This is a genomic window from Bifidobacterium sp. AGR2158, assembly GCF_000424225.1.
In the GTDB taxonomy this organism is placed as follows: domain Bacteria; phylum Actinomycetota; class Actinomycetes; order Actinomycetales; family Bifidobacteriaceae; genus Bifidobacterium; species Bifidobacterium anseris.
This window is the reverse complement of the sequence record NZ_AUJM01000016.1, coordinates 66,707-80,777: the sequence shown is the minus strand read 5'-3', so window position 1 is coordinate 80,777 and position 14,071 is coordinate 66,707. Positions and strand designations below refer to the sequence as shown.

At 61.1% G+C, this 14,071-nt stretch carries 15 protein-coding genes and 4 tRNA genes; 15 read left to right on the top strand and 4 right to left on the bottom strand.

The window, feature by feature from the left end; all coding sequences use genetic code 11:
• The first annotated feature begins 118 nt into the window (after positions 1–118).
• A complete protein-coding gene (locus G606_RS0106775; protein ID WP_026645322.1) occupies positions 119–1,009 on the top strand; it encodes an undecaprenyl-diphosphate phosphatase in 891 nt (296 codons plus the stop codon).
• 150 nt (positions 1,010–1,159) lie between these two features.
• On the opposite strand, the gene G606_RS0106770 is transcribed toward G606_RS0106775, so the two are convergent.
• On the bottom strand, positions 1,160–1,960 hold the full coding sequence (locus tag G606_RS0106770) for a PAC2 family protein (protein WP_026645321.1): 801 nt from the start codon (positions 1,958–1,960) through the stop codon (positions 1,160–1,162).
• 308 nt (positions 1,961–2,268) lie between these two features.
• Between G606_RS0106770 and G606_RS0106765 the strand changes: the two genes are divergently transcribed.
• The 11 genes from G606_RS0106765 to G606_RS10180 all read left to right on the top strand — a co-directional run bounded on the left by G606_RS0106765 (position 2,269) and on the right by G606_RS10180 (position 8,458).
• Positions 2,269–2,341: transfer RNA gene (locus G606_RS0106765), tRNA-Gly, on the top strand.
• A gap of 30 nt (positions 2,342–2,371) precedes the next feature.
• Positions 2,372–2,442, top strand: a tRNA-Cys gene (locus tag G606_RS0106760).
• Positions 2,443–2,472: 30 nt separating this feature from the next.
• Positions 2,473–2,544: transfer RNA gene (locus G606_RS0106755), tRNA-Val, on the top strand.
• 31 nt (positions 2,545–2,575) lie between these two features.
• A tRNA-Val gene (locus tag G606_RS0106750) sits at positions 2,576–2,648 on the top strand.
• A 397-nt stretch (positions 2,649–3,045) separates the two neighbouring features.
• Complete coding sequence (locus tag G606_RS10740) at positions 3,046–4,038, top strand: hypothetical protein (RefSeq protein ID WP_051198658.1); 993 nt, start codon at positions 3,046–3,048, stop codon at positions 4,036–4,038.
• Between the two features lie 476 nt (positions 4,039–4,514).
• Positions 4,515–5,366, top strand: coding sequence for a helix-turn-helix domain-containing protein (locus tag G606_RS11430; protein WP_231371448.1), 852 nt, complete (start codon positions 4,515–4,517; stop codon positions 5,364–5,366).
• Positions 5,367–5,382: 16 nt separating this feature from the next.
• The gene (locus G606_RS10185; protein WP_051198656.1) at positions 5,383–5,949 is read left to right on the top strand and encodes a PIN domain-containing protein; all 567 of its coding nucleotides are present in this window, start codon (positions 5,383–5,385) and stop codon (positions 5,947–5,949) included.
• 131 nt (positions 5,950–6,080) lie between these two features.
• Complete coding sequence (locus tag G606_RS0106720; protein WP_026645319.1) at positions 6,081–6,293, top strand: hypothetical protein; 213 nt, start codon at positions 6,081–6,083, stop codon at positions 6,291–6,293.
• A gap of 241 nt (positions 6,294–6,534) precedes the next feature.
• A complete protein-coding gene (locus G606_RS0106715; protein WP_231371447.1) occupies positions 6,535–6,948 on the top strand; it encodes a GntR family transcriptional regulator in 414 nt (137 codons plus the stop codon).
• Positions 6,945–7,838 (top strand): ABC transporter ATP-binding protein, encoded by an 894-nt coding sequence (locus G606_RS0106710; protein ID WP_026645317.1) that lies wholly within the window; start codon positions 6,945–6,947, stop codon positions 7,836–7,838. Before G606_RS0106715 ends, G606_RS0106710 begins: the two co-directional genes overlap by 4 nt.
• On the top strand, positions 7,835–8,458 hold the full coding sequence (locus tag G606_RS10180; RefSeq protein ID WP_081664101.1) for an ABC-2 transporter permease: 624 nt from the start codon (positions 7,835–7,837) through the stop codon (positions 8,456–8,458). The genes G606_RS0106710 and G606_RS10180 overlap by 4 nt, the downstream gene beginning before the upstream one ends.
• A gap of 113 nt (positions 8,459–8,571) precedes the next feature.
• Here G606_RS10180 and G606_RS0106700 read toward each other — a convergent pair whose 3' ends face one another.
• From G606_RS0106700 to G606_RS0106690, 3 genes are all read right to left on the bottom strand, one after another.
• Positions 8,572–9,243 carry a hypothetical protein gene (locus G606_RS0106700; RefSeq protein WP_026645316.1) on the bottom strand — a complete coding sequence of 224 codons (672 nt, stop codon included), beginning with the start codon at positions 9,241–9,243 and terminating at the stop codon, positions 8,572–8,574.
• 118 nt (positions 9,244–9,361) lie between these two features.
• Positions 9,362–9,736 carry a hypothetical protein gene (locus tag G606_RS0106695; protein ID WP_155802824.1) on the bottom strand — a complete coding sequence of 125 codons (375 nt, stop codon included), beginning with the start codon at positions 9,734–9,736 and terminating at the stop codon, positions 9,362–9,364.
• Between the two features lie 24 nt (positions 9,737–9,760).
• Positions 9,761–10,543: a hypothetical protein gene (locus G606_RS0106690; RefSeq protein WP_026645314.1), complete on the bottom strand. Its 783-nt coding sequence runs from the start codon at positions 10,541–10,543 to the stop codon at positions 9,761–9,763.
• Positions 10,544–10,680: 137 nt separating this feature from the next.
• On the opposite strand from G606_RS0106690, the gene G606_RS0106685 reads away from it, so the two are divergent.
• The 3 genes from G606_RS0106685 to G606_RS0106675 are packed head-to-tail and all read left to right on the top strand — an operon-like array spanning position 10,681 to position 13,920.
• Positions 10,681–12,060: a hypothetical protein gene (locus tag G606_RS0106685; protein ID WP_155802822.1), complete on the top strand. Its 1,380-nt coding sequence runs from the start codon at positions 10,681–10,683 to the stop codon at positions 12,058–12,060.
• A complete protein-coding gene (locus G606_RS0106680) occupies positions 12,060–12,980 on the top strand; it encodes a hypothetical protein (RefSeq protein WP_155802820.1) in 921 nt (306 codons plus the stop codon). Before G606_RS0106685 ends, G606_RS0106680 begins: the two co-directional genes overlap by 1 nt.
• Positions 12,981–13,038: 58 nt before the next feature.
• Positions 13,039–13,920, top strand: a complete 882-nt coding sequence (locus G606_RS0106675; protein WP_026645311.1) for an ImmA/IrrE family metallo-endopeptidase — start codon at positions 13,039–13,041, stop codon at positions 13,918–13,920.
• Positions 13,921–14,071: the final 151 nt, after the last annotated feature.

Below are 14,071 nucleotides of genomic sequence, written 5' to 3'. Positions count from 1 at the left end.
CGCGTCCCCGGTGCCCATCCTAGGGCCTGCGCGGTATCGTGCGTGTAGGCGTCGGGACGGGTAGCGGTACAGTGAACACGAAGTCAATCCACTCATCCATCTATCTCAACGAGGGTCCATGAACTTCTTCCAAGCAATATTCCTGGGACTCGTGCAGGCGCTGACCGAATACCTTCCGGTCTCGTCGAGCGCGCACATTCGCATCATCGGCGACCTCATGCTCGGGCAGGATCCGGGTGCCGCGTTCACGGCGATCATCCAGATCGGCACCGAGCTCGCCGTGCTGCTGTATTTCCGCCATGACATCTGGAACATCCTCAAGAACTGGTGCCTGTGCCTCGCCGGCAAGCACGGCTCCGACTGGCGGCATCGCATGGGCGCGGGCAACAAGGACGCGCGTCTCGGCTGGTACATCATCATCGCGACGATTCCGATCGTCGTCGCCGGCCTGCTGTTCCAGGACGCGATCGAAAGCACGCTGCGCAACCTGTGGATCACGGCCGCGATGCTGCTGATCTTCGGCATCATCCTGTGGATCGTCGACGACCGCGCCCCGCAGGTCAAGACGATCGACGACATGACGACGAAGGATTCGATCCTCTACGGCATCGGACAGATGCTCGCGCTCATCCCGGGCGTTTCGCGTTCGGGCGGCACAATCACGTTCGGCCGTGCGATGGGCTACACGCGCGAGGCCGCGGTGCGCTGCGCGTTCCTGATGGCGATCCCGGCCGTGTTCGGCGCCGGCATCCTCGAGGCCGCCAAGGCGATCAACGGGGGAGCGGCCGCCGATCCGATGTTCCCGGGCTGGGGTGCGACGATCGCGGCGACCATCGTCGCCTTCGTCGTCGGCTACATCGTCATCATCGGCTTCCTCAAGTTCGTATCGACGTTCTCCTACAAGGCGTTCGCGATTTACCGCATCGTGCTCGCCGTCGTCGTCGCCATCCTGCTGCTCACCGGTGTGCTGCAGCCGCTCGAGGGCGCGCCGCTCGGCGGCAACGCCTGACGGCGACACTGAGTCGCGATATGCTTCGGCCCCGCGCAGGGATCCCTGCGCGGGGCCGAAGCATATCGATGTCGAATCAACCGCCGTCAGAAGGCGTCGATGAACATCAGGTGAATTCGTCACCGTCCGTATCGGAGACGTCTGCGATGGCTACAGCTGTTGGTCGCGCAGATAGGCCTCGGCCTCATGCACGAGTTGCTCGACGGCGGGCGCGCCGGCCGTCGTGATGTCCTTCGCATGCTGGCGCATGTCGGCGTCATGCTCGAGCTGGTCGACGTACTGCGCGAGATCGGCGTTGTTGCGCACCACGATGTCGCAGTGCGAACGCCACTGCGCGGCCTTGTTCTCGAGGTCCTTCGCGTCGAGCTTGAAGCCGATGACCTTCGAGAGCTCGTCGAGCAGCTGCAGCGTGGCCTGCGGACACGAGTCGGAGCCGAGGTACTGCGGCAGCGACACCCAGATGGCCGTCGTCTCGTAGCCTTCCTCGATTGCGAGCGCGTCGAGCAGATGGGGGATGCCGATCGGGCCGTTGTATTCGTTGTCCGGATCGGTCTGCTCGCCGTCGACACTCACGTCCATCGGCAGCGGACGCGTATGCGGGCATTCGGCGAGCATCGATCCGAGCGTGATGATGCTGTGCACGTCGTACTGCTGCGCGAAGTGCAGGCTTTCCTTGCAGTATTCCATCCAGTGGTAGTTCGGTTCGGGGCCGAGCTGGGCGAGGATGTGCAGCGAATCGTCGATTGTGATGTCGTAGAACGCGGTCTGCGGCCACAGGATGCAGCGCGTGCCCTGGATGACGCATTGTATCGGGCGGGCCGTCTGATAGTCGTAGTAGCCGTCGCGGCTGATGTGGCCGACTTCGAGTGCGTGGAATTTGGAGACCAGATGGCGCACGACGTTCGTCGCGCTCTGACCGACATCGTTCCAACCGTCGAATGCCGCGACCATGATGTATTTCACTCTGGGTCTCTGTCCGTACATGATTTTTACTTTAGACCTCGGTTTGTTTGGGAATCGTGAAAATTAGCCTCGGGCTGACACTTCGGCGCACGGCGTACCCGAGCGTTGGAGGCACATTGTAGGTCCGCGACGGCGGCGGATGCGGCCGGCGTCCCGCACTGTGATCCGCGAGGATCGTCCCGCACCGCCGAAAAGGGCTTCATGGCAGGCGACACGCCGTGATGTTGCGAATCACGACGGCGTCGTTTAAGGTAGTCAATCGTGCTCAGGCAGCGCAAACGCCGCCGGAAACACACGCGGACATAGCTTAGTTGGTAAAGCGCGACCTTGCCAAGGTCGAGACCGCGGGTTCGAGTCCCGTTGTCCGCTCTAAGGTCCGATGAGTCTGACGACCTTGTCGGTGGGTTAGCCAAGCGGTTAGGCAGCGGCCTGCAAAGCCGTATAGACGAGTTCGACTCTCGTACCCACCTCGCATGGATGAGCGATCATTCAGGCCGACCGGGCGGTTGGCGCAGTGGTAGCGCACTTCCCTGACACGGAAGGGGTCACAAGTTCGAATCTTGTATCGCCCACGAGCCGAACAATCGGCCATAACTGAACAGCGGGTGATTGGCGCAGCGGCTAGCGCACTTCCTTCACACGGAAGGGGTCGTAGGTTCGATTCCTACATCACCCACTCATATGAGCCTCCGACGGCATGTCGGAGGCTTTTCTGTTTCGGCGTGTCCGTTGGGATGGGTCGACGTGTCAGGCGTGTCGCCCGGGTGTGCGTCCAGAGGTGGTGCGTGCGTGGTTTCGGAAACCGGATACGTGATTTCGGGTACCAAGGCACCCGGGATCGTTCCGGGTTGGACGCGCCTCCCTGTGTTTCGGCGTGTCGCGGTGAGGAATGGCATGTGATCTGCGAGCATGGCTTCGACCTGCGCCGCCTGCACATGCCGGAGACGACGGAACTGAAAAAAAGACGCGCTCACCTGCCACATGTGGGCCGCCGACACGGCCGATCGGACACGCGCCATGCCGGAAGGCATGAGCCGTGAGACAATGAACACCAACGGCTGAGGGGAAGTATCATGAACGACGACACGAAAACCACCACCGATCCGAAGAAGAGAAGGCGGATCATCATCGGAGTCTCGGCGCTGCTGGTCGCCGCCCTGGCTACGGGCGGTGCGGTCGCCATCTACCAGCATTCCGCGTCCGTGCAGTTGGCGGAGGTGAAGGAGGCGTGCGCCCAGTCGAGCGAAACATTGCGGGTGGCGCGCAACAAGTACGATACGCTGCACGACAAGGATGCGGCCGAGGCCGTGAAGATCACCGACAAGCAGGTCGAGGACGCCGCAGTCGTCACCACGCTCGCCAAAACCTACAAGGAGGAGGCCCCCGATCTGGCCGCATGCAACGTTGAGGGTGTGGACGCGCTGCGCGAGGCGACGGCGCGCATCGACAAGAACGCCGCATGGTATGAGGCGCACACCGCCGACCTGTCGAAGGCCGTGAACGCGGTCAACGAGTCGCATGACGCCAAGACGTTGAAGGACGCCAAGGACGCCCTGTCCAAGCAGCTCACTGCCGCGCAGGAGAAGCACAAGGCGACGGACGGCAAGGTCAAGGACGACAAGACCCGCAAGGAACTCAAAACCCTGATCGACAAAGCCGCCAAAACCAAGGACGGCAAGGACACGGAGGCGATGAACGAACAGGCCAAACAGCTCAAGACGCTCATGGGCAAGGTGGACGCGTCCGTCAAAGCCAAGACCGATGCGGACAGGAAGGCGGCCGAGGAGAAGGCACGCAAGGAAGCCGAAGCGCAGGTGGCGGCGCAGGCGCAGACGCAGCAGCAGTACGTCGTTCCGCAGCAGTCGTACACGCCGACCTACACCGCACCCCAGCAGACGTACACTGCGCCAAGTACGCCCCAGTACACGGCACCCGCACAACCCGCACAGCCGGCCACCCCGTCCAAACCCAACACCGGCGGCGGACCCATCAGCGGCGGACACGGTATGACGGGACCGTGTGATGCAGCATGTCAAGCTGAAGCAATGAAACCAATTCAGCGTTGATTGTTCATTTACGTATTTCCTCGTGTGACCATCTCTGCGCATGGGACGATGGTTTTCAACCATGATGGTTTCTGATTCCTAGCCCCTTCAATCACCCCTTGGGCGGTTCTGGCATTGCCGGGGCCGCCCTTCACCGTTCAGCGGGGCATGGGCCGTGCATGCTGGGCCGTATGTTGCGTCCATGGGCGGGGACGCGCCCTAGATATGGATTTGTGCCGTCGTGGCGTGTCGTGGAATATTGGAGTCGTTCAATGGCACAGGAACCACAACGGCATGAAAAGAGCGGAGAGTATCATGACTGACGTGTTCGATGTCGCCGCATACATCCTGCAACAGCAGGGGCGCAGGGCGACGATGAAATTCCAGAAGCTCTGCTATTACGTGCAGGTCTGACATTGCGCCAGCCGGTGTGGTGCCATCACACCGAGAACAGCGGTCCTTGGGATAGTGGCCAAATGAAAGAACAGTGATGAGCCATGATGAGCATGATGACGATTCCCGGACTGGACAATTCACCCCGGTTGGAGGAACTTCGCGAGGAGTCGATGCGGACGGCGCAGCGTAACCTGAGGAAGCAGATGAAGGCCCGTGCGCTGTCGTCGATCATGATGGAACTGTCCGACCGGAGGAGGACGGCTGCGTATACGAACGACTGCAACGGTCAGCCGCAGCGCACGGCACGGGTGGCAACGCCGATGTTTTTCGAATATTGCGAATATCCTGCTAGACTGATATGGCTAGATGTGAGAAGCTCAAGTAGATGCATTCGCTGCTGCGTCGCGGGAAGGAGTTCAATAATGGCCAAACGTAGTATGTCGCAAGGTGGTGTGGCTTACATGCCTCCGACCGAACCCGAGGCGCGGCGCAGGACACGCGATGTCGGTGAGGCTCTTTCTCAATCGCGTTCATTGGGTGATTCCACGAATCGTGATTTCGAGGATATCGCCGCCTATCCTGATTTTCCTGTCCCGCTGCTCAAGATCCCCGGCGAGGAAGACCGTCCTCTGACGCCCGAACTTGCACGGATTTTGTTGCGTGTCGCTGAGCTGCTGTCGGGAGGAAAGGCCGTTTATATGGTCGAGTATGACACCCAGCTCACGACTCAGGAGGCCGCCGATCTATTGGGTGTCTCCCGTCCCACGTTGGTGAAGTTGCTTGAAGATGACCATATTCCTTTCACCAAGGTTGGCCGTCATCGTCGTGTCATGCTGGATGATCTGCAGAAGTATGCCGCGCAGAGGCACCAAGAGCATATCGCCATGTTCGATGAGCTGGCCGCTGATGAAGACCCATCGCTCACCCTTGACAATCCGTTGATCCGACATTGAGAGGAGACGGCGAAGCATGGGATTCCCCGTCTTTTTCGATACCTGCACCTTATATGGCGAAATAGTGAACGATGTGATTCTACGGTTGGCCGAGGAACTATTGTTCGTGCCATATTGGTCCAGTGGTGTGCTGGAAGAGCTGGAGCGGAATCTCGCTCCGCGCATCGGGGAGGGGAGAGCCAAGAAGCGCATAGATGCCATGTGCTCCGCCTTCCCCGACGCGACGGTGACCGGTTATGACGCTTTGATTGAAGATATGACCTGTGACGTTAAAGACCGACATGTGTTGGCTGCAACCGCCTATTCACCGGCGGAAACATTGGTGACCTTCAATCTCAAGGATTTCCCGTCGCAGTCGGTTCAAGATGTCGGTGTTGAGCTGAGGCATCCTGATGACTTCTTGCGGGATGTGCTCGACCTGGATCCCGGAAGGGTCAGCCGGGCATGTTATGCGGCACTGCTGAGCAACCGTTTATATCCGCAAACTCCTGTAGATTATGCGGATATGCTCAGCAGGAGCGCGCTACCGAATTTTGCAAACAGTTTATTGCCTTTGTTGGAAACACTGCATGAGTCTTGCTGATTCCGTGCGGTACGGAAGCCGTTGTGTCTTCGCTGCCGTCAACCTGAACGCCAACAGGTCCAATGTCCAGAATGAGGGGCAATTCTGAACATTGACGGCATCTATGTTCAGAATGAAGCATCAGAACGAACATGGATGCCGATTGTCTTTATCAGTGGGTGCAGGACATCGTCACCGGCCACGGCTCCGCGGCCGAGCTGCGGCTGACGACCGACCGCAATGTGCCACCGGCGCCTATCGTGGCGGCCGCCGGTTCCTCCGTCATGGCTGTCGTGACGACCTTCGGAATGCTCGCAGCCATTGGTCTGGCAATGCTCGCCGTGAGGAAGATGCGCCGTGGGTGACCGTTCGTCGTTGCCGTCCCGTTGAGCATCTGGTATCTGCGCGGCGCGCGAAGCGGCGTCGTGCAGTAGCGCACCCGGCATGGTCATGCCGCCGTACGCCGCCTTGCATGAGGTTCCGCATGGCGACACGCCGCTATGGCATCCGACGCCAGACCGACATATAGTGTATTGTACTGTTATATGGTGTTATACACTTGGTTATGGCATACGCCACGACCGATGACGACGGGAGGACGAAGACATGATGGACATCGTCATCAACGCCGCCTCGATGACGCCGATCTACGAGCAGATCGTGGACCGCATCCGCGCGCTCATCAAAACAGGCGACCTCAAGGCAGGCGACGCGCTGCCCTCGGTGCGCGCCCTCGCGCGGCAATGCGCTATCTCGGCGCTTACCGCGAAGAAGGCGTACGACGTGCTCGAACAGGAGGGCCTCGTCGTTACTGTGCAGGGCAAGGGCACCTTCGTCGCCGAGGTCTCGCCGAACATCGTGGCCGAGGAGCTCAACCGCCAGGTGGAGGAGGAATTCGCGCAGGCGATAGCCAAAGCGCGCAGGCTGCGGCTGTCCGACGGGGAGATCATGGAACTCGTCACGATGCTGCTCGACGAGACGGACGACGAGACTGCAGATACGAAAGGGGAAGAGCGATGAACGACGACGCGATTGCGCTCGACCATGTATGCAAACGCTACGGCGATTTCACGCTCGACGTGACGATGCGGGTGCCGAAGGACGCCATCACCGCGCTTGTGGGCGTCAACGGATCGGGTAAGACGACGGCGTTCCGGATCATCCTCGGGCTTGTCGCGCCGGACGGCGGATCGGGCACGCTCCTCGGCGCCGACGTCACAAGACTGCCGAACGCCGTCAAGCGACGCGTCGGCGCCGTGCTCGCCGAGGCGTCCTTCGACGCCGTGTTCACCGGCGAGGACGTCATCAAACAGCAAGCGGCCTTCTATCCCGACTTCGACGCGACACTGTGCCGAGTGCTGCTCGAACGTTTCGGGCTGCCGACGAACAAGACGATGGGCGACTTCTCCACCGGCATGGCCGCGAAGTTCAGAACGATCATCGCGATGTCGCATCGCCCCGAGGCCCTCATCCTCGACGAGCCGACGGCCGGACTCGACGTCGTCGCGCGCGGCGAGCTGCTCGACCTGCTGCGCGCATACATGGAGACGCCGGGACGCGCGATTCTCGTCAGCTCGCACAACGCGAAGGATATCGAATCACTGTGCGACGACTTCTACCTCATCGACCGCGGACATATCTGCCTGCACGAGACGATCGACCGTCTGCGTGACGACTACGCGACGCTCATCCTCACCGACGAGCAGGCGGCGACGATGGACCGCTCGCACATCCTCGCAAGCGCGCGCATGCACGGCGCCGTCCATGTGCTCACCGACGAACGCCGCTATTACGAGGAGAACATGCCCGGCGTCCAGATCGCGCGAGGCGACATCGACGGGCTCATCACCGTCATGACGATGGCCGGGGAGTCGGAACACGAGACGATCAGGGAAAGGAGCCGGTCATGAGAGGACTGCTGGCAAGGGATGTGATTGCGACGGGCAAGAATCGGGCGTTCCTGCTCGTGGCGTTGGCGCTGTGCGTGTTCTACACCGTCTCGGACATGTACGTCACGGGCGTGCTGCTTATGCCGATGCTGCTCGCCACGGTGTGCGGGAACATGATTCGCAACGATTTGAGCGCCCCGATACGGCGCATGTTGTTCTCGATGCCGTTCAGCAGAGAGCAGTACGTGGCGGAGAAGTACCTCGTCTCGATCGTCCCGTCCTGTCTGCTCGCGTTCGTGCTGCAGGCGCTCAGCGCCGCCGTCCACAAGCAGTCCGTCGCACAGTCGGCGATGGTTGTCGCATGTGCGACGCTGCTCACCGTGCTGACCGTCTCGATTGAGATCCCGGTGAACATCATCTTCCGCGACCGTGCGCAGATCGCCCGCGTGTGCATCCTCGCGGTCGTCTTCACGCTCGTCGTGCTCGCCGTGTCGCTTGACATCGGCACCGATGGATTGCTCGCGACCATCGTCTCGATGCCGTCATGGACGCTGTACGACATCGGCGCCGCGCTGGGCGCGGCGGTGCTCGCCGTGTCCGTCATCGTGTCGCGGCATGCGCTGCGCGCGGCGCAGCTGTAGGCGGCCGTCGGCGTCATCGACGGGATCGGGCGGCCGCGTCGTTCATCGACACGGCCGCCCGATCCGCGATGCTCCTGCACGTCTATACATATGCATATAGATGCACGCGGCGTCTATTCCTGCGACGTCGACGTGTCGGCGTCGCCGGTGCCCATGTCCACATATTCGAGCGTGAGCACGCCACCATTCGCCTTCGCGTCGTCGGAAAGACCTGCGAACAGCACCTGATAGCAGCCGGCGTCCTTGACGCCGTCGGTCATGCACTGCGCGTCGAGGCCGTTTGCCGTGGCGCGTACGCGGTAGCCTTCGTGGGCGTCCTCGTTGACGGCGAGCACAAAGAGGTCTCCGTCCTTGCCCTCGTTCCATTGTCCGGACAGGTCCGCCGGGTCGGCGGGGAAGGACGTGGAGACGGTGTAGTAGGCGCCGTCGAGTTTGATGTCGGCGTACTGCAGGAACTCGAACTGCAGCAGCTCGCTCTGATCTTTGACGCTTTCGGGGATGAGCGTCGTATGATGGTCGTCCTTGCCGCGCGTCGTCGGCATCGGCATATGCGGCCACGCCTCGGACGTGTCATGGAACATGACCATGTCGCCGTTGGATGCGCGCCACGTCGTCGTCTCGAACTCGTCGGCCGTCAACGCCGTGCCCGCATCGGCGACGTGCTCGTTCCAGACGGCGTCAGCCTGCTTGGCGTCCCATGAGGAGGACGAACCGCATCCGGCGAGCGCGGAAGCCATGAGCGCCGCCGCGGCGAGCGCCGCTGCCTTCGTTGATCGTGTGGTCATCTGCACGTCCTTTCGTCGGTTGTCCTCGGGCGTATCGTTTTCCGCACCAAGTATATCGTCCGGGGCATCGTTCGAACCCTGGCGGACGAATCCGGACCGAATCGACACAAATCGGCTTCTAATCGCGGATGCGTTGTGCATTGGTGTAGTAGGTGAGGAACGCCGAGTTTCGCTCCGCCTCCGTCTCGAATTGACGAAACCAGTTGTCGCTCGTCGTCGCGTCGATGATGAAGTGCAACTGCAGGAGGAAATGTTTGGGACAGTAGCGCCGGGTGTACGTCGTGCCGTCAGCGTCGTTGGCGGTGAGGGAGAACTTGGCGGTGTTCTCGCACATCCCGTAGAGGTAATTGCATGATTCGTCGCCGGATCCGTCGTCATCGTCGAATATCGAACCGATGACGTCGATGAAATCCCCGTCATTGCCCGCGCATGAATCGTCGGATGCGGCGACGGACGTACATGTGTTGCTGCGGGTCATCTGTAATACTGCCATGATCATTCCTTACATGAAGTGTTGTTAATGCATTGGGTGGTATTGCTTGTTGAGCGCTTGCGGCGGCGCGAATATCAACTGCTCTTGAGGCACTTCCAGAGGATTGAGGGGTGTGTCGCGAATCAGGTTGAGGACATTGAGACAATCGGCGATATCACGCTCCACGTCATCATCCGAAAGGATTGAGTCCTTATCGAACAGTTGCGGGTAGGCGTTCATCTGCATACGCAGCGACACCGCGTCATGGATGCCGATGTCGATGATCGATCCGTCATCATCGGTTTTCCAGACCACCACGCTTTCGTTTGGCAATGCCAATGTGAGTCCGGTTCGCACGCAGTTCAGGGCGAGCGCGTCGTGCTCCCGCTTGTCGTGTTCGCAGGTGAGCAGTCCATGGCGATGCAGCATGGAGGTCCGTTGGACGTTCGTCAGTATGCGATGCTCATCCAGACCGCCCTCATCGAGAAAACGCACCACGAAATCACCCGTGCTGACCGAGTTGATCGGAGTCAGGGCGCGAAGCGCGGCCATGTTGAACGCGATCTCCCGGATGGTGCCTTGTTGCCTGCGCATGTATGAGCCCTGCCAATCCCGGCACAGGAGCACGAATGCGCAAGGCCAGCCATAGCGGTTGCATGCAAGCGTCGCGAAATCCTTGAAGCCGGTGATGCGGAACTCCTCGGACGCATGGTGCAGCTGCTCGTCGAATGAGCGCTGCACCTGTTCGATCGCATCAGGCCGGCTTGTGTCCCCAACCCAGATGAAACCTTCGTCGTGATCGTCGGGGTCGTCGTATGCATCGTTCATGATTCACCGATCCTTTCCTTTTCTATGACCGTCATGCCGTACACGGCTACCAACCGGACAAAACGACACAACGATGGAACGATGGAACGAGGGTGCGGCCGCCGTGGCCGGCGACGGAATGGAGATATGTCCGATTGGTGACGAAGAAGGTTGTCCTCTCCGGCGTCGACCCGCTAGAATCGTATATGCCGCAGGAGGAGAGCGAAGGGGGAGCGATGTCGCCTCAACAGAAGAAAGCGATATGGGATCCCGCGCAGCATCCGCGAGGATGGCGCGCGGAATGGTTCGAAGCGCCCGAGGCGCCCGATGACGGCAGTTACCGGATCGGCGAGGAGATTCGCGAGCTGAAGGAGCCCGGCCCCAGAACCATCGGCGTTCTGGGACGGACGTGCAGCGGCAAGATCGCGCTCTACCCGGATCTGCGCGCCCTCTATACATGGCCTGACGGTGCCGACCGGAGCGCCGACGGGCAGGAGGGGGAATTCTGGGCGAACGAGTTCTGCACGATGCATATGGTCTGCGACGGCAAACGCAAGGCGGTCGGATTGCGGCCCGCGTTCATCAAGCTTTATCTCAGCTCCCACAGCGACCGGCAGTTCCGTATCCGCTCACATAAGCCGATTCGTGAGTTCTTCGGCAAGGAATTCGCCCAGAACACCGATTTCGGCCGGCTGCGCGCACGCATCGAGGCTAGGTTGCAGCGGTGCAGGTCCGTGGAATCCGGAGAACCGGTTTTCGAGAACGTCATGGCCGCATGCGACGCTTCGGGGCGCAAGGAGGCCGTGAACGCGTGGCACGTAGCGGGCGCTTCCATCGCACGGACGACGAAGACGAAGGGCGAGTTGGCCGAAGCCGGAGCCAAGGTCAAGGTGGTGTGGCCGTCCGAGGAAGCGGTGAAGGAAGTGGACAGGAAACGCGCCGCGCTTGCCCTCGAATACGATCCCGATACCGGCAGGCTCTATCATCAACGGGGCCCCAAGTATACAATCGGGAGAAATGGAGCGAAAGGGAGGATGTCGCAGCTGGATGAGTGGCTTCTGGCCGTGCTCACCGCAGCCGAGGGGTCGATGACGCTTTCCGAGATCGTCGAGGTGATGCTCATCGACCATCCTTATCTGGCGCCCGACCATCAGGTCGACATGCACATGGAATCATTGGAGCTTGAGGATGGCACGATGCGTCCCGACGCCGAAATGAGCACATACGGACGATATATCGCCACAGACGTTTCCACCATCGCCGATCCCGCCGACTCATTGGACTTCTACGAGCGTCGCGACGGCAAGCAGGCTGCGCAACGCAGGCGCGCGTTGATTGCAATCATCCGCGAGGAGCTTACCGGCGAGCAGCTGAAACAGCTGGATCTGCACTCGACTCCTACGCGTACGCTGATGGAGCTCGCGCTCACCGCACGCTGCCTGCGCATGCGGACGACGAGCAGGGACGAGATTGAGGAACGGCTCGAATCCGAGCTGCACGACGCCGAACTGCGCGGATCGACGAAGGAGGATAGGTGATGGAGAAGAACGCACCGGTACGCATACCTCAGCGGATGCTCGACGTGACCGATCCCGCATACCGGCGTCGGGCGCTCGACGAGGGGCCGCACGCGAACCAATTGTGGATCGCCGAGGACCACGACGACACGGAGTTCCTGATGATCGTCGACGTCGACGAGCGCGATCCGCGCATCGTACACGTCATTCCGATGTCCAATGACCCCGGTGAGCAGACGGCGGACGGGCTCGTCGTCGGCAGGACGCCCATCGGATTGCCGATGATCGCATGGCCCGCCCTGGCGATTCCTATCCCGATCCGCGTATTGGATGTACCACTGGGCGATTTCGACGCGCGTATCGCACAGGCCGTGGCAGGCGACGACCCCGATCTGGACCCCCACGTGCACAGGGCACAGGACTTGGAGGACTTCCTTGCGGCGTATGCGCTCGTCTCGGCACGGGCGCGCGTCTTCCAGCAGTGGTGGAACATCGGCAGACATCTGCCGCCGCTGCATCAGGAGGAGGCCATCGTCTTCGGCATCTCGGAGGAACGCAGGGCGTATGCGGAGGCGTTGAAGACGGTGCTCGGCCTGAGTGCCACCCAGCGCAACGCGATCATGAACCATGGCATGCCGCTGACGAAAACGCAGGCCAAGAAAATGGGGCAGGCCGGATTCGCGGCCGAGCCGCCGCAGGCGCAGGAGGCCATTCCCGATGCGTATCTGATCGCGGCCGAACAGCCGCGCTGGCGTCAGGTGCTCGACGATATGGATATCGATGGCGATGACGTTCGTCTGGAGCTCGCCCGCAAGGCCGCGTTTGACCTCGCCGCCCGCACGTCGGGCCATGACGATGCCGCCGTCAACGGCGCGCTGCTCAAGGCCGTCGAATCCATGAAGAGTGGGCAGAACGGCCAACGTGGACAGCGTGGACAGTGATGCGATGACGGATTCCAACTCCGCATTCCATCGCGCAGTGGATGCGCAAGCTAGGCGTATGGTTGAGCTCGCCCGCACGCTGCATCCCGAATTCGAACAGGACTGCGTCACGAATCCGGATATGCTTGCCAAGCATTGGCATGATGACGTCCGTATCCGCTTCGTCGATGCGCTCGTCGACAGCCGGCTGCGTGATGACGCCTACGTGTTCTATGAGAACGACGGCGAGGACCATTCGTCGCTCAATGACCTGCTCGGATTGTTCAGCCCCGCCTTTGACAGGCGCCATGTCCATAGGATCCAGGTCCAATACGGCAAGAAGGAGCGTCGCGAGGAGCGCAAACGGATCAGCAACGATCGGGTCCGGTATCCGATGCGCAGATACTTCACGATACTGCATGAGCTGGGCCATTATCTTCAGCAGACCGACGACGATCTCGCCGAGACGCTGATGTCGATCAGTTCGACGAACTACAACAAACGCTTCGAGGAGGGCGCCTGCAACAGGTTCGCTTCGCTCTCGCTGCTTCCGGATGCCTACATGCGCAGGCATTGCAGGGCGCTGCGCGATTTCAGCGCGAAGAACGTCGCGGATTTCTTCAAATCGGATCAGAGCCGCGGCGTGCATCGGGTATGCAGGGTGTCACGGCAGGCGGTGACGAGAAGATTCGCTGATTTCCTGCCCGAAGGAGGCTACACGGCCTTGGTGCGCATGGCGGAGGACGGCAACGATGCGCGGCTTGTGTTCCGGGCGCATGCCGATGGCGGGACGGAATATGATACGCCATGCACATTCGATGAGCAACGTCTTCTTGAGACCGCCGGCCGTGTCCCGACCAGCAGGCGGACCGAAGAGGGGACGATGACCTTGTCCGCGCAGCAGACTGGCAAAGGCGGTATTCGATGGCACATCATCGTCTGGAGACCATGCCGACCATGAAGCGTGCCCGATGACCGGCGTGGGCTCGGGAACCTGCAACACCCGAGCCCGCACCGGATCATACGCATGCGCACTAGTTGGCCGGACCTTCCGCTGTTCGTTTAGCCGTGAAGCGATTTCGGTCGGGTGGTCGACATGCATCTGCGTCCTG

What these genes read in the sequence shown, in the direction of transcription:
- G606_RS0106775 (WP_026645322.1), top strand. Translation starts at nt 119, where the DNA reads ATGAACTTCTTCCAAGCAATATTCCTGGGACTCGTGCAGGCGCTGACC.
- G606_RS0106770 (WP_026645321.1), bottom strand. Translation starts at nt 1,960, where the DNA reads ATGGTCGCGGCATTCGACGGTTGGAACGATGTCGGTCAGAGCGCGACG.
- G606_RS10740 (WP_051198658.1), top strand. Translation starts at nt 3,046, where the DNA reads ATGAACGACGACACGAAAACCACCACCGATCCGAAGAAGAGAAGGCGG.
- G606_RS11430 (WP_231371448.1), top strand. Translation starts at nt 4,515, where the DNA reads ATGATGAGCATGATGACGATTCCCGGACTGGACAATTCACCCCGGTTG.
- G606_RS10185 (WP_051198656.1), top strand. Translation starts at nt 5,383, where the DNA reads ATGGGATTCCCCGTCTTTTTCGATACCTGCACCTTATATGGCGAAATA.
- G606_RS0106720 (WP_026645319.1), top strand. Translation starts at nt 6,081, where the DNA reads ATGGATGCCGATTGTCTTTATCAGTGGGTGCAGGACATCGTCACCGGC.
- G606_RS0106715 (WP_231371447.1), top strand. Translation starts at nt 6,535, where the DNA reads ATGATGGACATCGTCATCAACGCCGCCTCGATGACGCCGATCTACGAG.
- G606_RS0106710 (WP_026645317.1), top strand. Translation starts at nt 6,945, where the DNA reads ATGAACGACGACGCGATTGCGCTCGACCATGTATGCAAACGCTACGGC.
- G606_RS10180 (WP_081664101.1), top strand. Translation starts at nt 7,835, where the DNA reads ATGAGAGGACTGCTGGCAAGGGATGTGATTGCGACGGGCAAGAATCGG.
- G606_RS0106700 (WP_026645316.1), bottom strand. Translation starts at nt 9,243, where the DNA reads ATGACCACACGATCAACGAAGGCAGCGGCGCTCGCCGCGGCGGCGCTC.
- G606_RS0106695 (WP_155802824.1), bottom strand. Translation starts at nt 9,736, where the DNA reads ATGGCAGTATTACAGATGACCCGCAGCAACACATGTACGTCCGTCGCC.
- G606_RS0106690 (WP_026645314.1), bottom strand. Translation starts at nt 10,543, where the DNA reads ATGAACGATGCATACGACGACCCCGACGATCACGACGAAGGTTTCATC.
- G606_RS0106680 (WP_155802820.1), top strand. Translation starts at nt 12,060, where the DNA reads ATGGAGAAGAACGCACCGGTACGCATACCTCAGCGGATGCTCGACGTG.
- G606_RS0106675 (WP_026645311.1), top strand. Translation starts at nt 13,039, where the DNA reads ATGGTTGAGCTCGCCCGCACGCTGCATCCCGAATTCGAACAGGACTGC.